This is a genomic window from Bacillus cereus group sp. N12, from assembly GCF_016483575.1.
Lineage (GTDB): Bacteria > Bacillota > Bacilli > Bacillales > Bacillaceae_G > Bacillus_A > Bacillus_A toyonensis.
In genome coordinates, this window is the sequence record NZ_JAEHBO010000003.1 from 175188 (window position 1) to 197671 (window position 22484).

The window sequence follows — 22484 nt, forward strand, 5'->3', positions numbered from 1 at the left end:
AAAGGGACCAAAATTCTTCATTACATAAGAATTTTGGTCCCTTTTTAAGCGTGCATTAATAACTGCTGCATATCGCTTGGAATCGTCGTAGCAAAAGACATTTCCTTTTCTAAAATAGGATGATAAAACGCCAAAGATGTACTGTGAAGTGCTTGTCGTTTCATTTCATCCCTTCTTCCTCCATATAAGTCATCACCAAGTAACGGATGTCCTATATGAGCCATATGCACGCGGATTTGATGCGTTCTTCCTGTCTCAAGTTCAAGAGATACATGCGTCTTTTGCGAGGAACTATGAATCACTCTAAAATGAGTAACTGCCCTCTGTCCATCCTCACAAACTGTTCGTTCAATGATGCTATCTGATTTTCTACCAATCGGTGCATCAATCGTTCCTTCACGTTTTATCATCTCTCCATGAACAATTGCTTCATACGTTCGTTTCACAGCTTTTTGTTGATGTTGTTTCGATAAAAGATGATGTACGAAACGATTTTTTGCAATAAGCATGAGTCCTGACGTATCACGATCCAACCTTGTTACAATGTGCACCGTACTGGCAAGATGCTGCTTATCATAATAAGACAAAAGCGCGTTAGCAACACTTCCCTCTGGATGTTCTCTAGACGGAATCGTTGACATGTTCGCTTCTTTATTGATGACAAGAACTGCATCATCTTCATATACAATGCATAGTGGGATATCTTCCGCAATCATCCCTTCACTTCTTTCTTCCACTGGAAAAAAAACACGTAATTGTTCGCCCGCTTGTAGTTGATGACGAACGCTTGCATATTGACCATTTACTTCAATGGCTCCGCCATGAAATTTTATATCCGTTAAAGCAGCTTTAGAAATCCCTTTTGTTTTCAAAAATTCTCTAACTAAAGTTCCCTCTTCAGCTGACTCTATATCCCATTTCAATGTAAATCTGTTCAATATATAAACCCCTTCTATTTATCTGCAACAAACGAGTCACGGACACGTTTCCAGAATGGGAACGGGCGGAAACGAACAAATCGCACTTTCTCGTTTGCAACGCGATATTGGATTGATTTCACATCTTGATGAACCATCGTTAAATGGTCCACCGTAATTTGTAAGTTCATCCCTGGAGCCGGCTTCAACACACATGTATGATGCTTCGGCAATACAAGCGGCGAGCCTACAGTACGAAACACACGGTTGTTAATGGATGCCATTTCTGCAATTTGAATTGCTTCAATAGAAGGGTGAATAATTGCACCGCCAAGTGCTTTATTATAGGCAGTACTTCCTGAAGGAGTTGAGATACATAGACCATCCCCGCGGAATGTTTCAAAGTACTCTCCCCGTATTTCCACTTCTGTTACTAATGTGCCCTCTGCACTTTTTACAGTCGCTTCATTCATCGCTAAATACTGTGACTCTTTACTTCCATTCACATAGCGAATAATCACTTCTAAAAGCGGATATTCCACCACTTGGAATGGCGTTTTAGCAATCGCAATTACTAATTTCTCTACTTCTGTCGGTAACCAATCTGCATAGAAACCTAAATGCCCTGTATGTACACCAACAAATGCTGTTTCATCCAATCGATTATAATAACGATGAAACGCATATAAAAGCGTTCCATCTCCCCCAACAGAAATTACAATATCGGGTTCCTTTTCATCCATAATGAATCCAAAATCTAGCAAGTACTCTTTCATCGTGCTTGCTAGTGTATCTGATGATTGATCTCCCTTTGACATAATTGTAAATTTCATCGCCAACACCCTTTAGTTTATGATTCGGAATCTTTCGTTTCTTGCTTTCTTGAAAAAGCCTTTTGTGCTTCTTGAATTTCAAGACGAATAGAAGACATTTCTTCATCCAATAAAAACGCCGCTTCCGCTGCACGTTGCAAGCGTATTTTAATATCTTCAGGAAAACGCCCACTATATTTATAATTCAAAGAATGCTCAATCGTTGCCCAAAAGTTCATTGCTAGCGTGCGTATTTGGATTTCTACCAATACTTTTTGTTCCCCTTGAATCGTTTGAACAGGATAACTAATAACAACGTGATAAGAGCGATAACCGCTATCTTTCTTTTGCGTAACATAATCACGCTCTTCCACGATTTCAAAGTCATTTCGTTTTCGGAGATATTCTACAACAGGCTTAATCTCATCAACAAATTGACACATCATTCGAAGGCCCGCGATATCCTGCATATCTTCTCTGAGCCGGTCTAGCGGTACATTTCTCTTCTCCGCTTTATCAATGATACTTGCAACCGACTTTACCCTTCCTGTTACAAACTCAATTGGAGAATGCTCTGTTAACATTGCAAATTGAGTACGCATTCCTTTTAGTTTCACTTTCAGCTCTGCCACCGCTTGATGGTAAGGTGCTAAAAATTCTTCCCAATTTCGATTCATTTCAACCACCACCAAAATCAATCCATTTGCTTATAGAAATACTTTTTCTACAGCAGTTACTAGTTCTTCTCCGTAATTTGCATTACCTTCAATATTTTCAACTAAATATTCTACTTCTTCTTTTAAACCTTCTAATTCCATTTCAACATCATTCACTTGAATAAACATCGCTGTATCTTTATTCATTGCTTCACGCATTGCTTCCCAGCATGTATGCGGAATACTTACATATATGAAAGATGATTCGTTTTCTAAGATATATAAAAATGATAAATTGTCTGAGTCTACAAGTACATGATTACGCGCACTTAACTCCTTTACCTCTATTTCAGTATTTTCCGCACAAAAAATAAGCGCATTCTCTCTCATTTCTACGCTCTTTACTTGAATTTTATTTTGCATGCTCGAACTCCTCCATCTCAACTTCCTGTCTTACTTAACAGTATTATTGTATCATAACATGGACGCAAACAAATAAAACATTGAACCAAATTTGTGAAAAAGCGATAATGTGTAAAGAATTATTTTTAAAAAGGAGCGCATACAATGACACAAGAAATTGAAATTGAATTTAAAAATATCGTTACAGAAGAAGAATTCCAATCATTATGCAAATCTTTTTCTATTGAAGCTTTCACGAAACAAGTGAATCACTACTTTGAAACGCCCGACTTTTCATTAAAAGAAGCTGGTTCTGCACTTCGTATTCGTCATAAAGGGGAAACTTATACATTAACGTTAAAACAATCTGCAGAAATCGGCTTGTTAGAAACGCATCAAGTTGTAACCGAGGCCGAAGCAAAAATGATGATGGAAACAAACACAATCATTCAAGGTGCTGTAGTAGACCAACTACACAAATTACAAATTCCTGTTTCCGCTTTAACTTATATGGGCAGTTTAACAACTGAAAGAGCTGAAACATTATTTGAAGGCGGAGCGCTTGTCTTTGATCATAGTTTCTATTACAATCACGATGATTATGAAATTGAATATGAAGTGCAAGACGAAGAAACAGGAAAAGCTGCATTTATTCATTTGTTAACACAGCATAACGTACCAGTTCGCCATACAAATAACAAAGTAAAACGCTTTTTCCTTGCCAAACAAAACAAAGCACGCTAAAGTGAAAATTCCACTAGTGAATCCGTTCTACTAGTGGATACATCTCACTTCTTAAAAAGTAAAAGGTTCATTTACACCTGTAGAAGAAGCAAAGAATGTTAGGAAGGCTGTTTATTTGCCCTCTCGAACATTCCATTGCTACAATAGATATACATTTCATGGAAAAAGGAGTTTATAAAGGATGAGCAAGCAACCGATGACACCATTTGAAGCAATTGGCGGTGAACAATGCATTGCAATATTAGTAGACACATTTTATTCCTATGTCAGTAAACACCCTGACTTATCTCCCATCTTCCCGGATGATTTAACAGAAACAGCTAGGAAGCAAAAACAATTTTTAACACAATATTTAGGTGGTCCTAATTTGTACACTGAAGAACATGGTCATCCTATGTTAAGAGCACGCCATCTTCCGTTTGAGATTACGCCAAAACGAGCAGAGGCTTGGCTATCATGTATGGAGCAAGCAATGGATGACACAGGAGTACATGGTCATATAAGAGAGTTCGTTTTTGAACGTTTAGCATTAACTGCTCAGCATATGGTTAATACTCCAAACGAAACAGGTGAAATATAATGGATAAACAGGAAGCAAAGCATATCAATATGCCATCTCCTTCCGCATGTGAGCATAAGTCTGTAGAAGCATATTTATTTATTGATCCACTTTGTAAAGATTGCTGGGAAATTGAACCCTTTATTATTAAACTATGGCTTGAATACGGGAAATACTTCTCTATTCGTCATATTGTAACTGGAAAAGTGGACGGAACGAACGCTTCCTCACACAAATGGAATAAACCTGCTAATATTCGATTTGTGTGGGAAAAGACGACAAGTTTACAAGGTTTTTCATGTGATGGAAAAGTACATATGCAAGAGGCATCATCAACACCATATTTAGTTTCGATGGCAATTAAAGCAGCGGAGTTACAAGGCCGAAAAGCAGGTTCGAAGTTTTTGCGAAAACTCCAAGAATACATTTTCCTTGAAAATGTATCAAACCCTGACTGCGAATTATTGCTTGCATGTGCAAAAGATAGCAATATTGATGTAGAAGAATTTAAAAAAGATCTACATTCCGCCAGCGCAAAAAAAGCTTTCCAATGTGACTTAAAATTCACAAATGAAATGCATATTACAGAAATACCTTCCCTCGTCTTTTTTCATGCGAACTCAGATGAAGAAGGCATTAAAATCGCTGGAACTTATTCCTATGATGTATACGTACAATTATTAAAAGAGCTCGTAAAATGTGAAATCGAGCCAGAACCATTACCGCCTTTAGAAATGTTACTAGAAGCAACGCAATTTATATCTTTAAAAGAAGTAGCATTTATATATGACTGCTCGCAACAAGAGATTGAGCGCGAACTAAAAAAATTACAACTGAAACGCAAAGTACAAATGATTGACGTAAAATGTGAGCGTTATTGGAAATGGATAGCAAAAGAAAAAGACCTGGTGTAAACACCAGGTCTTTTTCTTTACGGCTTATAAAAATATTAAAGGGGATGGGAGAAATTTTCACGTTCAAACAAAGGGGTATATGTTTGTATGTGAATTCGTTCACGCTTATTATATTACAAGATTCGACGTCAGATGACAACCCCTTTTGTCGAATTTCACACTTTTGTCACATTCTAAACGTTTTCATTTTTGAATAAGCTATATAAAAGCCCTTTAGGAGGTGTTTTTCATAAAGAAATCCTATATTTTACTAATTTTTTCATGTGTCCTTGTTTCTTTTTTCTTGTACATTCTCTCTCTATTACAAGCTTTTCCTAAAATTATCGCCTTTCCTCTTTTATTCGGAGTCATCGTCATCGCTCTCTCTTATTTCAACCATAGAAAACGATTTAAAGGATTTTGAATTCAAAAATTAACTATAAAACTGTCTTCAAATTTAGAAATAGTAAGGAAAACCGATTTTCATTTCGACAAATATCGACAAATTGTATTTTTAAACAAAAAAGACGAGGATAAAATCCCTCGTCTTTTCTCATTACTTTTCTTCAAATAATAACGCTTCTAATTCATTTAATTTCTCTTCAAATACTTGTAGTGCCTCTTTCACTGGTTCAGGAGATGCCATATCAACTCCTGCTTTTTTCAGCACTTCAATTGGATAATCAGAGCTTCCTGCTTTTAAGAATTCATTAATGTAACGTTCTACCGCTGGTTGCCCTTCTTCTAAAATCTGTTTAGATAGAGCCGTTGCTGCACTAAATCCTGTTGCGTATTGGTATACGTAATAGTTGTAGTAGAAGTGCGGAATGCGAGACCATTCTAACCCAATTTCTTCGTCGATTACTAAAGCGTCACCGAAATATTTCTTATTTAAATCGTAGTAGATCTCCGTTAACATATCTGGCGTAACAGCATGTCCTTCTTGTACTTTCTTATGAATAATATGCTCAAACTCTGCGAACATCGTTTGACGGAATACAGTACCACGGAATCCTTCTAAATAATGATTTAATAAATATAGGCGCTCTTTTTTATCTTCTGTCGTTTTTAATAAATAATCATTTAGAAGCGCTTCATTACAAGTTGACGCTACCTCTGCAACGAAGATTGAATAATCACCGTATACGTGCGGCTGTGTCTTTCTTGTGTAATAACTATGCACAGAATGACCAAACTCATGAGCAAGTGTAAATAAATTATTTACATTATCATGCCAGTTCATTAAAATGTAAGGATTTGTTCCGTATGCACCAGATGAATATGCTCCGCTTCGTTTTCCTTTATTCTCATACACATCTACCCAGCGATTTTCATATGCTTCTTTCAAAATTTCAACATACTCATCACCAAGTACGTTTAAAGATTTTAATAACATGTCTTGTGCTTCTTCATATTTCACATTCATTTTCACTTCTTGTACAAGTGGTGTATATAAATCGTACATATGAAGTTCATCAAGTCCTAGCGCACGCTTGCGAATATCGATGTAACGGTGCAATAAATGTAAGTGATCATTTACCGTTTCAACAAGTTGATCGTAAACTGCTTCAGGAATATTATTATTGCTCAATGCAGCTTGGCGAGCAGAGTCATATTTACGAATACGTGCATTGAAATTATTACGTTTCACTGCTCCGCTTAACGTACTTGCAAATGTGTTCTTAAATTTCCCATACGTTTCAAATACAGCTTTGAATGCATCTTCGCGAACACGACGATCATCACTTTCTAAAAACTGAATGTAACGACCATGCGTAATTTCTATTTCTTCTCCGTCCTCGCCTTTAATAGACGGGAATTTCAAATCTGCATTATTCAACATACCAAATGTATTACTTGATGAACTCATTACTTCAGATGCTTCCGCTAATAAAGCTTCCTCAGCCTCAGATAATACGTGTGGACGTTGACGTGTAATTTCTTCTAATGCATGTTCATATACACTTAAGTCTCTATTTTCTTTTAAAAATGCTTGCAGTGTATCTTCTGAAATAGATAAAATTTCAGGTACGATATACGCTGTGCTACTAGATACTTGTGAATATAAATTCGTCGCACGATCATTTAAAGCTTGATACACAGAGTTTGTTGTATCTTGATCGTAACGCATATGAGCATATGTATATAGCTTACCTAGTCGCATTGAAATTTCATCTTCATATTGCAGTGCCTCAAGTAAGTTGTTCGCAGAGTCACCAAGCTTCCCTTTAAATTCAGTTAACCGCGGTAGTAACTCTTTAATCGCTTGAAATTCTTTTTCCCATTCTGCATCTGTTTGGAAAATATCTTCTAATCGCCACGTACTTGCTTCTTCAATCTCATTGCGATCTGGTAATGTTTTTGCTTTATTTTGTTCAGACATTCTGTAAGCCCTCCTTTAAATATCTCTACTTAAGTACAATTCTGTTTTTCTTATGTAATTCCTTCACGTTCATTCTTTATTATATCCCCTTTTTCTTCTCCCATGTTGAACTTTGTCTCAAATAGAGATAGCGCATAAGTTAGGCAAATCTCATCATATTTCCTAACTTCCTCCTCCGTCTGTAACATAACTATATTCCTCATTTTTCGGTACGTATAAGTTCCTACTTTACGCAACACGCCTACAAAACATAAAAAAGTCATATATTCAGTAACCGCTACTTTCCATATATGTTGTGAAAAGTACGGAAGTAAGCGCCTTTTCGTATATTTTTTTACATAACTACACACATATTGAAGGGAAATACAATTCCCTACCGCAAGCTTTTCTATACACTTCATGTATAGAAAAGCTTGCCATGTAAATGGATTTGTTTGAAAAGCAAATGAAGACGGGAGTGGAACACCAATTTCAGAAGGAAAGCTCGCTGGAGTACATTTAAATTGATATAAGAGGCGTAATAGTGACTTATGATTATAATTCCAAATAGACAGGGCATTTTGCCGAAAGTAGTCCTTTCGCTTCTTCCATTCCTGTCCTAATATTTCTTTCCGGAAAGGAACAGGGGAAAAGAGTAACTCAAAAGTAGTTGTATCGTTTGGTAAATACATAATATGTGAGAAAGAGACGTTTGTAGAAAACGGAGTGATAAAGGCACATTTCATAAATGATTTTTGTTTCGGACAAAAGAAAATAAGAAATGGCTGAGGATAAGATTGTAAGGAGAAAGCCAGAAGCGAGGAAAATTTCATCCAATATGCAGCTTGCTTTTTTAATTGATTTCCACCAATGATCCAGATGACCTGAATGCCCGCTTGCCAATACGAGTATGTTCGTTTAGAAAGTTGTTCTATGGAGAGATTGGCGCATTGATATTCAATCGCAATTTCCCTACCTGCTCTCTCTACGAAAATATCTGGTCTTTGCTGGATTTTTGGAAGGTAACGCTCTATATCCACATGGAAATTTTGACGTTTCAACCATCTATATAGCAATTCTTTACCGTGCATATGATATATAGATTCTGCTTCATAAAAAGCAAGGCATGACTCCACTTTCTTATGAGCAAAATGCCAACTTTTTTGTTTCCCTAATTTCATTTGCACTTCCTTTCCACAAGCTATACAAAAGAAACGCTCCCTTTTACGCATACGTTGTAAAAGCTCTTCATTTCGATTATAGAGTAGATGAATTTTCTCTCCGTTTTCTCTTTTAGCGATAAACATTATAATCACACCCTTTCAGCTCCTTATATTCTACAATTTATTACAAATCCCTTTTAAAAAAGAGATGTCCCAATTTCGGACATCTCTTTTTATAATAAAGGTGATAATAATCGATATGTCGATTCAACAATTCGTCTATGAAGACGTCTTTTATGAAAACGATCGACATGAATTTCACTTGATTCTTCTAAATCATCTTTAAAGTCTTGAACGAGTTTTCGAATGCTATCTGTATCATATAAAAAGGCATTCACTTCAAAGTTCAAATGAAAACTTCTCATATCCATATTTGCTGTCCCAATTGAAGCTAAATCAGAATCAACGATGACAACTTTACTATGAAGAAAACCTTTTTCGTACTCATATATCTTTACTCCTGCATCTAAAAGCTCAGGGAAATATGATCTTGATGCATAAAAGACAGTGCGCTTATCAGGCTTACTCGGCATTAATAAACGAACATCAATACCAGCAAGTGCCGCTACCTTTAATGCAGATAAAATATCATCATCCGGAATGAAATACGGTGTTGCAATCCAAATAGATTTCCGAGCAGAAGAGATCATTGCAAAATATAAATGTTTAATCGTTTCCCATTTATTATCTGGTCCACCTGCAATTAGCTGAACTCCGCCCCAATGATCACCTTCAACTGCTTTTGCCTGTAAATATTCTGGAGCCAGCACTGCCTCACCAGTCATATAAAACCAATCTTGAAGGAAAATAAGCTGTAAACTTTGAACAGCCTCACCACGCAAATATAAATGTGTGTCTCGCCAAAAACCGAAATATTTATCCTTCCCTAAATATTCATCTCCAATATTTAACCCACCTACAAACCCTTCATTTCCATCAATAACAACGATTTTCCGGTGGTTTCGATAATTAATCTTATCGTTTAAAATTGGAAAGCGCACAGGAAAGAACGGAATCATTTCGACACCTGCGTCATTTAATTCTTCAATATACGAATTCGATAACCTAAAACTTCCAACCGCATCATATAAAAACCGAACGACTACGCCTTCTTTTGATTTTTGTATTAAAATATCTTTAATTTCTGTTCCAAGCTTATCATCACGCACAATGTAATATTCCATATGAATGTGGTGTTTCGCTCGTTTTAATCCATCTAAAATGGCCTGAAACGTTTCATCCCCATTTGTTAATGTTCTCGTTTCCGTTTGAAATGAAATATTTAAAGCACCTAAGCGGTCCGCTAAACGAAATAACAGCTCTTGATGCTTATGATTACGTAACATCCGTTCTTCATAATCTTCATGCCCCTTATATTGTAAAAACGCCTGTTCATCCAGTAACGCCTTCTTTTGGAACATTCTCTTTCTCCGAAAGTTTTGTCCAAATAATAAATAAGCGAAGAATCCAAATACCGGAAAAATACCTAACACAATGAGCCATGTAAGTGTTTTAGACGGGTGACGGTTTTCTAAGAAAATAACACAGCCAATTAAAAATGCAGATACCGTAAATAAAATACTAATAATACCTAAAATCGAAACATCTTTTATCCCAATTACATCCGAATAAAATGCTACATCAATAAACATACGTAGCGAAACAAATAATGCGAACAATAGTAGAACAAAGAAAATCAACTTTAACGTATTTTTCATCTCTTACCTCCTTACTAAGAAAGCTTTCCTATTCTTCATATAAAAAGCCGATTTCATACTACAGAAATCGGCCTACGTTTTAGCAGGAAAATTATTGCGAATTGTTTCAAGCGCACGCTCTTTCACAATTTGTTTCCCATACTCACTCACACGATGAATTGTTAAAGTTGATTCTTCTCCATATTCTAAAATAATACTTAAAATACGATCAATTTCTTCTTCATCATGTAGCACTTCATCGAATTCCACATATACATAATAGCGGTCATCAAATGAATACAGCTCATCTTTTATATCTTCAAAGATAAGACGATGACTTAATGAAATAACATCTTCAAAATCATTAAACTTAATTAAAAAGCCAAACGTACCATCTTCATTAAAGTTTGTTCCCGTTTGTTCTTCTACCTCTTCCACTAATTCTTGCTGGAATAATGACTCGATACCCTCATCTAAAGGAATGTCTATAATTTTGTCTACACCTATCGGTAGCTCTAGCTTTTGTCCATCCTTTGAGAGCTCGGCTTTCGTGACAAGTACTTCAATCCCTTTATCGACTGCTTGCACTTGAATCCATAACGGTCCATCAATAAAGAAGTCATCATGATCACGAGCTTCGTCCATCATCTCCCAAAAGAGCTCTTCACTACGTTCGCGGTCATACCAAATTTCTTCACGATTAAACCCTCTGTCCTCTATATCAATGTACGTAATAAAAAACTTCATCGTATGATCGTTAATTCTTTCAATTTCCAAAATACAACTCTCCCTTCCTGTTTAGAATTGTTATGAAGGGATCCCCCACTCATATGACAAATCAATAGATTCTTGTACTCTCATTTTATGATAAGATTCTCCAGAAGGGAAATAAAATCGATTTATTTTACAAAAATAGTTATATGCCTATCTTTATTCGATTGTCTACATAAATATATCATTATGACAATTCTTTACACACGAAAAATTTGGACATACATTTCTATATTCCCCCGTACACTGTAATAAAGTGAAACTTCTATTAGAGGAGATTATTTAGTTCCCACTTTCTTCATCACATACATATATTTCGCTTATTAAAACATCATAAATGGAGGCAGACGAATGGACTTAGAGTTTTTAACATCTGTACTAATGATTGTCGGTATTGATGTTGTATTAGGTGGTGACAATGCAATTGTCATTGCATTAGCTAGCCGGAATTTACCTGAAGCAAAACGAAATAAAGCCATTTTGATCGGTACTCTTTTAGCAATTGTGCTACGAATTCTTCTTACAATAATAGCTGTCTACTTACTCGACATTCCATTTTTACAGCTTATCGGCGGCATTTTACTTACATTCATTGCAGTAAATTTATTAACTGATAATAGCAACGATCTTTCTTCTATTCAAGGGAAAACAACTTTATTCCAAGCTGTGCGTACAATTGTATTCGCGGATCTCGTTATGGGGTTTGACAATGTCATCGCTATTGCAGGTGCGGCTCACGGAAGATTATTACTCGTCATAATCGGGTTACTCATTTCTATTCCGATTATTATTTGGGGCAGCAAACTTATTTTAATCCTTATGGAACGCTTTCCACTTCTCATTTATTGCGGAGCAGCGATACTCGCCTATACAGCTGGAAAGATGATTACACACGAAGACAGACTTGCAACCTTTTTTCATAACAACCCAAGTTTCACTACAAGCATTCCTTTCTTGTTCATTTTCACTGTTCTATGCATCGGTATTATCGTTCAACAAGTTCGCATACGAAATGTGAAACAATAAAAAAAACCTTCTACTATATAATAGGTAGAAGGTTTTCATATTATTATAATTAATTTACAAGACGTTGTGCTTCACGTAATTGGAACGTTCTTACTGTACGTGGTAAGAAACGACGGATTTCATCTTCATTGTAACCTACTTGAAGACGCTTCTCGTCAATCATAATTGGACGACGTAAAATCCCTGGATAGTCACGAATCATCTTATATAAATCTTGAAGTGGTAAAGACTCTAAGTTTACATTTAATTCTTGGAAAACTTTCGAACGAGTAGAAATAATCTCATCTGTTCCGCTTTCTGTCATACGTAAAATCTCTTTAATTTCCTCAATCGTTAATGGATCTGAGAAAATATTACGTTCTGTATAAGGAATATGATTTTCCTCTAGCCATAATTTCGCCTTTCTACAAGACGTACAGCTTGGAGAACTATATAATGTTACCATACAAAGCTCACTCTCCTTAAAGAGTACAAATTCTGTACTAATTACAGTTTAAAATTCTAACTTCAGCAATTTTTCGCGATAACTTGTCTTATAACAAAGTACAAAAATCGCATTTCATGTAAGCAACAACTTATAATAAACAACAATTACTTTTAATAAGTAACTTCTATAATCATTATACAATAGATTTTGCAAGAAATATACAGTAAATTTCCTACTAGTTGAGAAAACTCTTCCGCGTATTCCACTGCTATGTAACATGATTACGCTCACTTTAGCTGTACTTTAACAATGACCTTCAAACCTTTTAATACTCACTTCCCATTGATTTTTCATATAATATATAGTTATTTATCTATAATTTCACCTAAAAAAAGAGAACGTTTTCTTACTTTTTCTTGATAAATCAATTAAGAAATGTAAGACTATATAAATGAGAATCAAAAGGAACATTTGTTCTTATTTTAACAAACATTCTCCCTCCTGTCTACACGATTTCTAAAGTAAACCAAATATTTTTCTGACATTTCTTTCTTTTTTATCTTTTATCTCATACAATAAAAATACAGACAGGCAAAGGGGGAATTTGCAAATGATTGCTTTTTTTATTGATTTTGTTACTGTTGCTGCCCTCATCATCGGAATCACAGCATTGATTGGTGTCATTTCAAATAGCATCGGTGAAAAACTCTTTGGCGGAAAAGAAAAAATGAAGTTTGTTAACAAAAGTTTGGATGTACAATCCGGATGGAACCAAGTTGGTGGGAAAGGTATTTATAAGAAACGTACGTATTAAAAAAAAGCAGGTAATCACCTGCTTTTTTCTTATTTCTCTACTGACGCCCATTTAAAGCTTAAATCGCCACCATATTTATGGTTGTACATATTTTTAATTGAATCTCTTTGTAAGTATGCTCTACCACGTTGATATACTGGAACAATCGCAGCATCATCAAGTAACATTTTCTCTGCTTCTAGTAAGTTTTTCCAACGAGCATTTACATCGCTTCCATCTTTCTTCGCTTTCATGATAATCTCATCATATTTCGGATTAGAATATTTCATTTTATTTTGTGATCCGTCCGTTACAAACATATCAAGGTATGTAACTGGATCTGGGAAGTCTGCACTCCATCCAGAGAATGACATGACGTAATCGCCCGCATCTTCTAATTTTAGTTTTTGTGCAAATGGTTGTTGTTTAATTTTCACTGTTAAACCTGGTAAATTCTTTTCTAACTCACCTTTTAAATATTCACCAGTTTTCTTCGATAATTCAACGTCTTCATTTAATAACTCTAATTCAATTTCATTTTTACCAAGCTCTTTTTTACCAGCTTCCCAATACTTCTTCGCTTCTTTCACGTTTGGTTTTACAATATCTCCATTTACAGCACGGAAGTCCTTTTTATCCGGTCCTTTAATGAAGTTATCAGGAATTAATCCTGTCGCTGGCTTAGAACCGTTATTTAATAGCGTGTCAACAAACGGCTTACGTTCAAAAGCAAGAGAAATTGCTTTACGAATATTTTTATTTGCTAACGCTGGATCTTTTTGATTTAAACGAAGGAAGAATACAGATGTATCTTCTACTGTTTGGAAATCTGGTTTTCCTTTATATTTATCGATGAACTCTGCTAATAACGTCGCTCGATCGACTGCGTTTGTCTCATATAAATTGATTGGCGTAGACGTATCTTTTACAATATTAAAGTTTACTTCCTCAATCTTCACTTCTTTATTTTCCCAATAAGATGGGCTCTTTGTCATTTTAAAGCTACGTTCATGTTGCCAATCACTTAGTGTAAACGGTCCATTATATAGTGTTGTATTTGCTTCTAAACCAAACTTCGTCCCCTGCTCTTTTACAAACTTTTCATTCACAGGATAGAAGATTGGATATACCATTAAATCTACAAGATATGGAATTGAATTGTCTAATTCCACTTCTAATGTATAGTCATCAATTGCTTTTACGCCTAATTGGTCTGGACTCATCTCTTTTTTATTAATTTTCTCTGCATTTTTTATATCATACATAATGTACGCTGATTTCGCAGCTGTGTCTGGGTTAATCGCTCTTTGCCATGCGTACACGAAATCTTTCGCCGTCACAGGCTCACCATTTGACCATTTTGCGTCTTCACGTAATTTAAATGTATATTTTTTACCGTCTTCTGACTTTTTGAATTCCTTCGCTACACCTGGAACTAGCTTATCATCTTTTCCTAAACTGTATAAGCCTTCCATCGTATTAGTCATTACTCTTGAAGAAACTGCATCAGCTGATAATGCTGGATCCATCGTTGGAATTTCTTGCGTTTCAATTAAGTTAATAACTTGCTTCGCACCGCTCTTCCCGCTATCCCCTTTTGCGTTCGCTTGCGATTGTTCATCTTTTTGATAACTACATGCCCCTAAAATCATGCTCATTGCTACCGTTGATAATACAAAAACCGGCATCTTTTTTTTCATATTTCCACCCTCCATAAAAATGTTAGCCCTTTCATTTTCAAACAAAAAGAAATATATATATGTTCTAATAATTCATATTATACACACAAATATATTTTTTGTATATTTATATTTCTATCTTATTAAAATTTCCTGTGAAAAAATAAATCTTTAAAAACGTTTCATATTACCAGTTTACCCGACTGAAGTGTCGGAAATAACAAATTTTAAACTTTTCTAAATTATCAGAGAAAAACAAATTTTATATTTTATAATATTTTTTGTATAATTATCCTTCTCTTTTTAGCATAAAATGAAGGTCTCTTCATATTAAAAATATGTAGGTTAAAATGAGTGCAAAGGATAAGAAAGTATGTTACGATACACTTTGCTAAAAATAGATATCGGTAAAGAGGGGACGGACATGACAGCAATTCACTCAAAAAACGGGCCGACAGAAAAATTAAGTTTATTCTTATTAACATGGCCTATTTTTCTAGAAGTTTTTCTTTTTATGTTGATGGGGATCGCTGATACTTTCATGTTAAGTGCATTATCAGACGATGCTGTATCTGGGGTTGGTGCAGCGAATCAATATCTTCATATCGCTATTTTGGTACTAGAAGTAATCGGGAATGGCGCTGCGATCGTCGTATCTCAATACCTCGGTTCTAAACGTTTTATGGAAGCATCTAAAATATCAGCATTAGCCGTCACATTAAATTTAGTGGTCGGACTCGTTATAAGTGCTGGTTTTCTTTTATTTTCAAAACATATGATGATGGCAATGAATTTACAAGGCGATGTACTAACGTATGCACAAAGCTATTTATCCATCGTCGGAGGAGCCATTTTCCTTCAAGCTATTATTAACTCGTTAGCCGCAATTATTCGCGTTCACGGCTTTACAAAGCAAGCAATGTTTGTTTCGCTTGGAATGAATATTATTCATATCGCCGGAAACTACGTACTTATTTTCGGGAAGTTCGGTTTCCCTGAACTTGGTGTACAAGGGGCCGCGATTTCTTCCGCTGTCAGTCGACTACTGGCACTGATTGTGTTCTTCTGGTTACTATACCGCGTTATGGAATACCGTGTAAAATTACAATATTACTTCACCTTATCAAAAGAATACGTGGGGAAAATTTTAAAAATTGGCATTCCATCTGCTTTTGAACAAGTCATGTATCAAGCTTGCCAAATTGTCTTCCTGTACTACGCAACTTACTTAGGAACAGAATCGTTAGCTGCTAGACAATATGCTACTAACATTTCCATGTTTACTTATTTATTCGCAATTGCAATCGGTATGGGAACAGCTATTATCGTGGGACGCCTAGTTGGCGGAAATGAAAAAGATGAAGCATACACACGTGTATGGAAAAGTGTACAATGGGCAATTGGTGTGACTTTATTTATGGTCGCTCTCGTTATTACATTCCGCACACAATTAATGGGGGTATTTACTGATAATCCTCATATTATCGCTCTAGGGGCAAGCGTTCTTTTACTAAGTGTACTACTCGAAACAGGACGTACGATGAACATCGTCATCATTAATTCCCTTCGTGCAGCCGGTGATGCAAAATATCCAGTTTTAATTGGTGCGTTCTCTATGGTGTTAATGAGTTTGCCACTCGGTTACTTTTTTGCCTTCCATTTAGATATGGGACTCGTTGGTATTTGGCTAGCGATTGCTATCGATGAATGGACGCGGGCAATTATTATGTTCTTCCGCTGGAGAAGTAGAGCATGGGAAAGTTACGCACTTGTTAAGCCGAATGAGCAAGAAGAGAATGTTTCTGTTCAGGCGCAGTAACACTTCTTTGATTAAGGTGCATTTATTGATAAATGCACCTTATATCGATGATTCTTTAAATATATCGACTTATCGACAAATATAGTAAAAAAGGTCATTCTTCCGTAACGGAAGAATGACCTTTTTTTTATTGATAAATCTCTTTATATTTCTTATACTCTGCTTCAGAACATAATACGAAATGTCCTGGGCGAATTTCACGCATTGTTGGTGCTTCATTACCATAATCATGCTGCGATGGATCGTATACGATACGTTTACGATTGCGCTCATAATCTGGATCTGGAAGCGGAATCGCTGATAATAGTGATTTTGTATATGGATGAATTGGATTCGCATATAACTCATCACTTGTTGTTAGCTCAACGATTTGACCACGATACATTACGCCGATGCGGTCACTAATGTATTTTACCATTGATAAATCATGGGCAATGAATAAGTATGTTAAACCTTTTTCTTTTTGTAACTGTTTCAGTAAGTTTACAACTTGCGCCTGGATCGATACGTCAAGTGCTGAGATTGGCTCATCGGCAATGATAAATTCAGGTTCTACAGCAAGCGCACGAGCGATACCGATACGTTGACGTTGTCCACCCGAGAATTCGTGCGGGAAACGGTTTGCGTGTTCTTTATTTAAACCAACTGTGTTTAACAGTTCATGAACACGGTCCATACGTTCTTTTTTACTTTTTGCTAATCCGTGAATATCAATACCTTCTGCAATAATATCCCCTACTGTCATACGAGGGTTTAATGATGCATATGGATCTTGGAAAATCATTTGCATTTTACGGTTGAACTTCTTCAGTTCTGCGCGTGATTTCTTACCATGTACGTTTTCACCATCGAACAACACTTCACCAGCAGTTGCATCATATAAACGAATAATCGTTCTTCCAGTTGTTGATTTACCACAACCAGATTCTCCTACAAGCCCGAATGTTTCTCCGCGGAAAATATCAAATGAAATATCATTAACCGCTTTGACAACACCACCACTCACGTCGAAGTGTTGTTTTACATTTTTTACTTCAATTAATTTCTCACGTTGTTTAGTCATGTTGTTCACCTGCTTTCATTTGAAGAATACGTTTTTCAACAACTGCCGGCGGTTTTACTTCTGGTGCTTGCTCGTGAAGTAACCAAGTTGCCGCATAGTGTGTATCACTTACTTTAAATAAAGGCGGTTCCATTTCAAAATCAATTTTCAGCGCCTGTGGGTTACGTGGTGCAAAAGCATCACCCTTTGGCGGTTTTAATAAGTCAGGAGGCGTTCCTGGAATCGCATATAGCTCTTCCTCTGATCCATCTAAACTTGGCATAGATGCGATTAAGCCCCATGTGTACGGATGTTTTGGGTTGTAGAAAATTTCATCTACAGTTCCAATTTCAACAACTTTACCAGCATACATAACCGCAACTCGGTCAGCAACGTTTGCTACTACACCTAAGTCATGCGTAATGAAAATGATTGCTGCTTCTGTCTTTTGCTGAATGTCTTTCATAAGCTCTAAAATTTGCGCCTGAATCGTAACGTCTAGCGCTGTTGTCGGCTCATCGGCAATTAATAATTTCGGGTTACAAGCTAACGCCATCGCAATAACTACACGCTGTCTCATACCACCTGAGAATTGGTGAGGATATTGTTTTAAACGTGCTTCTGGATTTGGAATACCTACAAGGTCGATTAATTCTAACGCAACTTTACGTGCGTCTCCTCTACTCATCCCTTGGTGTTTAATAAGACCTTCCATAATTTGATTCCCAATTGTCATCGTTGGATTTAATGATGTCATTGGATCTTGGAAAATCATTGCGATATCTTTACCACGAACTTGCTGCATTTCTTTTTCCGTTAATTTCGTTAAATCACGACCGTCAAATATAATCTCTCCATTTTTAATACGGCCTGGAGGATTTGGGATTAACCCCATTAGCGCTTTAGAAGTAACTGATTTCCCAGAACCAGACTCTCCTACAATCGCTAATGTTTCCCCTTTTTTCAAATCAAAAGTAACTCCGCGCACTGCTTGTACTTCACCTGCATGTGTATCAAAGGAGACTTGTAAATCTTTTACCTCTAACAATGTTTTCATTTTTACTTCTCCCTCCTCGTTTACTTACGCATTTTTGGATCTAACGCATCGCGTAATCCATCTGCCATTAAGTTGAATGCTAGAATTAACATACTGATGACAACCGCAGGGATGAACATCATGTGTGGATACGTTTGAATAGATTTATAACCATCATTTACAAGAGAACCAAGTGACGCGAATGGTGGCTGAATTCCTAAACCAATGAAACTTAAGAACGCTTCACCAAACACCGCTGATGGAATTGTAAACATTGTCATTACGATAATAGGTCCCATTACGTTTGGAATTAAGTGTTTTACAATTAATTGCGTGTTCGTTGCACCTAATGTACGAGATGCTAATACATATTCTTGGTTTTTTAACTTTAAGATTTGTCCACGAACAATCCGCGACATCCCTATCCAACCTGTAATCGCCATCGCGAGTGTAATCGACCAAATACCAGATCCCATAATGATTACCATTAAAATAACGATGATTAAGTATGGAATACCGTTAATAATCTCCATAATACGTTGCATAATATTATCTACTCTACCGCCGTAGAATGCTGAAATACCTCCGTATGCAACCCCAATTACTAAGTCAATTGCTGCTGCTAAAAGAGCGATATATAATGATACGCGTGTACCTTCCCATGTTCTTGTCCATAAGTCACGGCCAAGATCATCTGTACCAAACCAGAAGTACTCTTTAATATCACGTTTTTCATATTGGTCAACACCATATTGATCTGTACCGTCAAATGGTAACCAATGAACATTTTCAATAACTGGAATTTTTGGTGGTAATTTCGCACGACCTAAATCTTGCTCTTTATACGAGTGTTTACTTACCATCGGTCCAAAAATCGCTAATAGCGCAATGATTACTAATAATACAAGGCCAAGCATCGCACCTTTATGTTGGAACAAACGTCTTCTTACATCTTGCCAAAACGTTAAGCTTGGACGGGCAATGACTTCATTATCAACATTATTTTGATTGGCTTGTTGAAATAAATCTGGAGATAATTTTTGTACATCTTTCATCATTTTTTCCCTCCCGCTAAACGAATACGAGGATCAATAATTCCGTATAAAATATCGACAATGAAAATAACTAAAATGAAGATTGCACTATAGAAAATCGTAGTTCCCATAATAACTGTATAGTCATTTAAAGTAATCGATTTAACGAATTGTTCCCCAAGTCCTGGTACAGCATAAATTTGCTCGATAACAAGTGTTCCTGTAATTAATGCCGCAACCATTGGTCCTAAAATTGTTACAACTGGAATTAACGCGTTACGAAGTGCGTGTTTTACAATGATAACGCCTTGACTAATTCCTTTTGCTTTCGCTGTTAAAATATAGTCTGACTGCATAACTTCAATTAATTCTGCACGAGAGAAACGTGCGATTGTTGCGATAACTCCCATCGATAATGCAATTGTAGGCATTACAGTAAACTCTGGTCCTTTCCAGAATGCTACCGGGAACCAACCAAGTTTTACCCCTACGAAATATTGTAGTAATGCGGCGAATACGAATGATGGTACCGACATTCCGAGTACCGAAATAACTGTTGCACTATAATCCACCCACGTATTATTACGAAGTGCGGCAACAATACCTAAAATTAAACCGATAAATGTCCCTAATATAATCGCTTGTAAACCTAATTGGGCTGATGGTCCAATACGATCCACAATCATGTCTGTTACTGGGCGGTTATCATATTGGAATGATACCCCTAAATCACCTTTTGCTAAGTTACCTAAGTAACGTGCGTATTGAACTGGTACCGGATCATTTAATCCGTATTTTTCAAGAATGATTTCTTTTTGTGCCGGTGATAGCTTCTCCTGGTTTTTAAGCGGAGAACCCGGAAGTAATTTCATCAAAAAGAAAGTCAGTGTAGTAATTAAAAATAATGTCAAAGCCATGTACACGAAACGTTTTAATACATAACGTCCCATAGTCAAGCACCTCCCCGTTTTTCTCAAAAGCAATAAGATAGTTTAAAATATTCTTACTTTTATTTTTTTAAAATAAGAGCATATGCCCATCATAGGCATATACCCTTGTAAACGATGGAAAAAAAAGATTATTTTTGTTCAACAGATGCCCATTTGTAAGTTAATTTACCACCATAGTTAATTGGGATAATATTTTTTACGGCACCTTTTACTACATACGCTGAACCTTTTTGGAAGATTGGAGTGATAACTGCATCCTCTTTAATTAACATCTTCTCTACTTCTAGAAGGTTGTTCCAGCGAGCTTGTAAATCTTTTGTATCTGTTTTAGCTTTTAGGATTAACTCATCATACTTCTGATTAGAATACCCTGTTTTATTTTGAGAACCATTCGTAACAAACATATCTAAATATGAGATTGGATCTGGGAAATCTGGTCCCCAAATACCAAACGCAATATCATATTGCTGAGAATCTTCTAATTTATTTTTTTGTGCGAATGGTTGCTGTTTAATTTTAATTGATAAACCTGGTAAGTTCTTTTCTATCTCACCTTTTAAGAATTCACCAACTTTTTTAGCATCTTCATTATCAAAGTTTAAGAATTCTAGTTCGATTTTATCAGTTCCAAGCTCTTTCTTCGCTGTTTCCCAAAGCTTTTTCGCTTCTTTTGGATTTGTTTCAACTAGCTTTCCATTTTCAGCTCGGAAATCTTTTTTATTCGGACCTTCAGCGAAATCTTTTCCAACAAATCCGTAAGCTCCAATTGCACCGTTATTTAAAATAACTTTCGCAATGTTATCACGGTCAAAGGACATTGAAATTGCTTTTCTTAAGTTTTTATTACTTAAGTACTGATTACTTTGATTAAATCTTAAGTAAGCAACCCCTGCTTCTTTTCTTGTTTGGAACTCTGGGCTTTGTCTAAACTTATCAACAAATTCAGACGTTAAAGCCGCACGATCAATCGCGTTTGTCTCATATAAATTTACATCAGTTGCTGTATTTTTTACAATATTAAAGTTGATTTCTTCGATTTTAACCGTTTTATTATCCCAATATGAAGGATTCTTCTTGAATTGGAAACTTTGTTCATGTTTCCAATCACTCATAACGAATGGACCGTTATATAATGTTGTATTTGCCTCTAAACCAAACTTATCACCTTGTGCTTTTACAAAGTTTTCATTTAGCGGGTAAAATACTGGATAAACTGTTAAATCGATAAAGTAAGGAACGGGATTGTCTAATTCCACTTCTAATGTATAATCATCAATCGCTTTTACACCTAATTGGTCAGCAGGTAATTCTTTTTTATGAATTTTCTCTGCATTTTTAATATCGAACATAATGTACGAATACGTTGCTTTTGTATCTGGATTTACGGCTCTTTTCCATGAATACACAAAGTCTTTAGCTGTTACAGGTTCCCCATTTGACCATTTCGCATCTTTTCTTAATTTAAATATGTATTTCTTCCCATCATCTAGCTTTTCGACATCTTCTGCAACGCCAGGCATTCTCTTTTGATCTTTGCCAATACGATATAAACCTTCCATCGTATTATTTAATGCTGTAGAAGATGAAGAGTCAGATGCTAATGATGCATCCATTGACGGAATTTCAGATAACTCTGTTAAAT

21 protein-coding genes are annotated in these 22484 nt (G+C 35.9%); 6 read left to right on the forward strand and 15 right to left on the reverse strand.

Annotated features, from left to right (window positions below; all coding sequences use genetic code 11):
- Nucleotides 1-44: 44 nt before the first annotated feature.
- From JDS92_RS03075 to JDS92_RS03090, 4 genes are read right to left on the reverse strand one after another with little or no spacing between them, the layout of a single operon-like run.
- On the reverse strand, nt 45-938 hold the full coding sequence (locus JDS92_RS03075; RefSeq protein ID WP_001079113.1) for an RluA family pseudouridine synthase: 894 nt from the start codon (nt 936-938) through the stop codon (nt 45-47).
- Nucleotides 939-952: 14 nt separating this feature from the next.
- Nucleotides 953-1750 (reverse strand): NAD kinase, encoded by a 798-nt coding sequence (locus JDS92_RS03080; protein ID WP_000673191.1) that lies wholly within the window; start codon nt 1748-1750, stop codon nt 953-955.
- A 17-nt stretch (nt 1751-1767) separates the two neighbouring features.
- Nucleotides 1768-2406 (reverse strand): GTP diphosphokinase, encoded by a 639-nt coding sequence (yjbM, locus tag JDS92_RS03085; RefSeq protein WP_001081482.1) that lies wholly within the window; start codon nt 2404-2406, stop codon nt 1768-1770.
- Nucleotides 2407-2436: 30 nt separating this feature from the next.
- Complete coding sequence (locus JDS92_RS03090) at nt 2437-2808, reverse strand: UPF0738 family protein (protein WP_001180013.1); 372 nt, start codon at nt 2806-2808, stop codon at nt 2437-2439.
- A 144-nt stretch (nt 2809-2952) separates the two neighbouring features.
- Between JDS92_RS03090 and JDS92_RS03095 the strand changes: the two genes are divergently transcribed.
- The 3 genes from JDS92_RS03095 (at nt 2953) to JDS92_RS03105 (ending at nt 5004) form a co-directional block, all read left to right on the forward strand.
- Entirely contained in the window at nt 2953-3531 is a 579-nt protein-coding gene (locus JDS92_RS03095; RefSeq protein ID WP_199631486.1) for a CYTH domain-containing protein, read from the forward strand.
- Between the two features lie 181 nt (nt 3532-3712).
- Nucleotides 3713-4111 carry a globin domain-containing protein gene (locus JDS92_RS03100; protein ID WP_000043381.1) on the forward strand — a complete coding sequence of 133 codons (399 nt, stop codon included), beginning with the start codon at nt 3713-3715 and terminating at the stop codon, nt 4109-4111.
- Nucleotides 4111-5004 (forward strand): ClpXP adapter SpxH family protein, encoded by an 894-nt coding sequence (locus JDS92_RS03105; protein WP_199631487.1) that lies wholly within the window; start codon nt 4111-4113, stop codon nt 5002-5004. The genes JDS92_RS03100 and JDS92_RS03105 overlap by 1 nt, the downstream gene beginning before the upstream one ends.
- 535 nt (nt 5005-5539) lie before the next feature.
- Here JDS92_RS03105 and pepF read toward each other — a convergent pair.
- From pepF to mecA, 4 genes are all read right to left on the reverse strand, one after another.
- On the reverse strand, nt 5540-7366 hold the full coding sequence (pepF, locus tag JDS92_RS03110) for an oligoendopeptidase F (protein ID WP_097957176.1): 1827 nt from the start codon (nt 7364-7366) through the stop codon (nt 5540-5542).
- 50 nt (nt 7367-7416) lie between these two features.
- On the reverse strand, nt 7417-8661 hold the full coding sequence (locus JDS92_RS03115) for a competence protein CoiA (RefSeq protein ID WP_002093814.1): 1245 nt from the start codon (nt 8659-8661) through the stop codon (nt 7417-7419).
- 80 nt (nt 8662-8741) lie between these two features.
- The gene (locus JDS92_RS03120) at nt 8742-10286 is read right to left on the reverse strand and encodes a cardiolipin synthase (RefSeq protein ID WP_000799211.1); all 1545 of its coding nucleotides are present in this window, start codon (nt 10284-10286) and stop codon (nt 8742-8744) included.
- Nucleotides 10287-10358: 72 nt separating this feature from the next.
- On the reverse strand, nt 10359-11042 hold the full coding sequence (gene mecA / locus JDS92_RS03125) for an adaptor protein MecA (RefSeq protein WP_000402125.1): 684 nt from the start codon (nt 11040-11042) through the stop codon (nt 10359-10361).
- A gap of 345 nt (nt 11043-11387) precedes the next feature.
- On the opposite strand from mecA, the gene JDS92_RS03130 reads away from it, so the two are divergent.
- Nucleotides 11388-12062, forward strand: a complete 675-nt coding sequence (locus JDS92_RS03130; RefSeq protein ID WP_199631488.1) for a TerC family protein — start codon at nt 11388-11390, stop codon at nt 12060-12062.
- Between the two features lie 49 nt (nt 12063-12111).
- Here the strand turns inward: JDS92_RS03130 and spx are convergent, their stop codons facing one another.
- Complete coding sequence (spx, locus tag JDS92_RS03135; RefSeq protein ID WP_000258267.1) at nt 12112-12507, reverse strand: transcriptional regulator Spx; 396 nt, start codon at nt 12505-12507, stop codon at nt 12112-12114.
- A gap of 592 nt (nt 12508-13099) precedes the next feature.
- Between spx and JDS92_RS03140 the strand changes: the two genes are divergently transcribed.
- Entirely contained in the window at nt 13100-13303 is a 204-nt protein-coding gene (locus tag JDS92_RS03140) for a hypothetical protein (protein ID WP_000559975.1), read from the forward strand.
- Nucleotides 13304-13332: 29 nt separating this feature from the next.
- Here JDS92_RS03140 and JDS92_RS03145 read toward each other — a convergent pair whose 3' ends face one another.
- Entirely contained in the window at nt 13333-14982 is a 1650-nt protein-coding gene (locus JDS92_RS03145) for a peptide ABC transporter substrate-binding protein (RefSeq protein WP_000728607.1), read from the reverse strand.
- A 352-nt stretch (nt 14983-15334) separates the two neighbouring features.
- On the opposite strand from JDS92_RS03145, the gene JDS92_RS03150 reads away from it, so the two are divergent.
- On the forward strand, nt 15335-16780 hold the full coding sequence (locus JDS92_RS03150; RefSeq protein WP_002156289.1) for an MATE family efflux transporter: 1446 nt from the start codon (nt 15335-15337) through the stop codon (nt 16778-16780).
- Nucleotides 16781-16907: 127 nt separating this feature from the next.
- Here the strand turns inward: JDS92_RS03150 and JDS92_RS03155 are convergent, their stop codons facing one another.
- The 5 genes from JDS92_RS03155 to JDS92_RS03175 all read right to left on the reverse strand — a co-directional run.
- Nucleotides 16908-17843, reverse strand: coding sequence for an ABC transporter ATP-binding protein (locus tag JDS92_RS03155; protein WP_000166337.1), 936 nt, complete (start codon nt 17841-17843; stop codon nt 16908-16910).
- Nucleotides 17836-18879 (reverse strand): ABC transporter ATP-binding protein, encoded by a 1044-nt coding sequence (locus tag JDS92_RS03160; RefSeq protein WP_000854338.1) that lies wholly within the window; start codon nt 18877-18879, stop codon nt 17836-17838. The genes JDS92_RS03155 and JDS92_RS03160 overlap by 8 nt, the downstream gene beginning before the upstream one ends.
- 20 nt (nt 18880-18899) lie before the next feature.
- A complete protein-coding gene (gene opp3C / locus JDS92_RS03165; protein WP_000974107.1) occupies nt 18900-19916 on the reverse strand; it encodes an oligopeptide ABC transporter permease in 1017 nt (338 codons plus the stop codon).
- Nucleotides 19913-20842, reverse strand: coding sequence for an oligopeptide ABC transporter permease (gene opp3b, locus JDS92_RS03170; protein WP_000534168.1), 930 nt, complete (start codon nt 20840-20842; stop codon nt 19913-19915). The genes opp3C and opp3b overlap by 4 nt, the downstream gene beginning before the upstream one ends.
- Nucleotides 20843-20970: 128 nt before the next feature.
- Nucleotides 20971-22484: peptide ABC transporter substrate-binding protein (locus tag JDS92_RS03175; RefSeq protein WP_199631489.1), on the reverse strand; the 1514-nt coding region annotated here is incomplete at its 5' end.

Coding starts and splice junctions, on each gene's coding strand:
- JDS92_RS03080 (WP_000673191.1), bottom strand. CDS start 1,750: ATGAAATTTACAATTATGTCAAAGGGAGATCAATCATCAGATACACTA.
- yjbM (WP_001081482.1), bottom strand. CDS start 2,406: ATGAATCGAAATTGGGAAGAATTTTTAGCACCTTACCATCAAGCGGTG.
- JDS92_RS03090 (WP_001180013.1), bottom strand. CDS start 2,808: ATGCAAAATAAAATTCAAGTAAAGAGCGTAGAAATGAGAGAGAATGCG.
- JDS92_RS03095 (WP_199631486.1), top strand. CDS start 2,953: ATGACACAAGAAATTGAAATTGAATTTAAAAATATCGTTACAGAAGAA.
- JDS92_RS03100 (WP_000043381.1), top strand. CDS start 3,713: ATGAGCAAGCAACCGATGACACCATTTGAAGCAATTGGCGGTGAACAA.
- JDS92_RS03105 (WP_199631487.1), top strand. CDS start 4,111: ATGGATAAACAGGAAGCAAAGCATATCAATATGCCATCTCCTTCCGCA.
- pepF (WP_097957176.1), bottom strand. CDS start 7,366: ATGTCTGAACAAAATAAAGCAAAAACATTACCAGATCGCAATGAGATT.
- JDS92_RS03120 (WP_000799211.1), bottom strand. CDS start 10,286: ATGAAAAATACGTTAAAGTTGATTTTCTTTGTTCTACTATTGTTCGCA.
- JDS92_RS03130 (WP_199631488.1), top strand. CDS start 11,388: ATGGACTTAGAGTTTTTAACATCTGTACTAATGATTGTCGGTATTGAT.
- spx (WP_000258267.1), bottom strand. CDS start 12,507: ATGGTAACATTATATAGTTCTCCAAGCTGTACGTCTTGTAGAAAGGCG.
- JDS92_RS03140 (WP_000559975.1), top strand. CDS start 13,100: ATGATTGCTTTTTTTATTGATTTTGTTACTGTTGCTGCCCTCATCATC.
- JDS92_RS03145 (WP_000728607.1), bottom strand. CDS start 14,982: ATGAAAAAAAAGATGCCGGTTTTTGTATTATCAACGGTAGCAATGAGC.
- JDS92_RS03150 (WP_002156289.1), top strand. CDS start 15,335: ATGTTACGATACACTTTGCTAAAAATAGATATCGGTAAAGAGGGGACG.
- JDS92_RS03155 (WP_000166337.1), bottom strand. CDS start 17,843: ATGACTAAACAACGTGAGAAATTAATTGAAGTAAAAAATGTAAAACAA.
- JDS92_RS03160 (WP_000854338.1), bottom strand. CDS start 18,879: ATGAAAACATTGTTAGAGGTAAAAGATTTACAAGTCTCCTTTGATACA.
- opp3C (WP_000974107.1), bottom strand. CDS start 19,916: ATGATGAAAGATGTACAAAAATTATCTCCAGATTTATTTCAACAAGCC.
- opp3b (WP_000534168.1), bottom strand. CDS start 20,842: ATGGGACGTTATGTATTAAAACGTTTCGTGTACATGGCTTTGACATTA.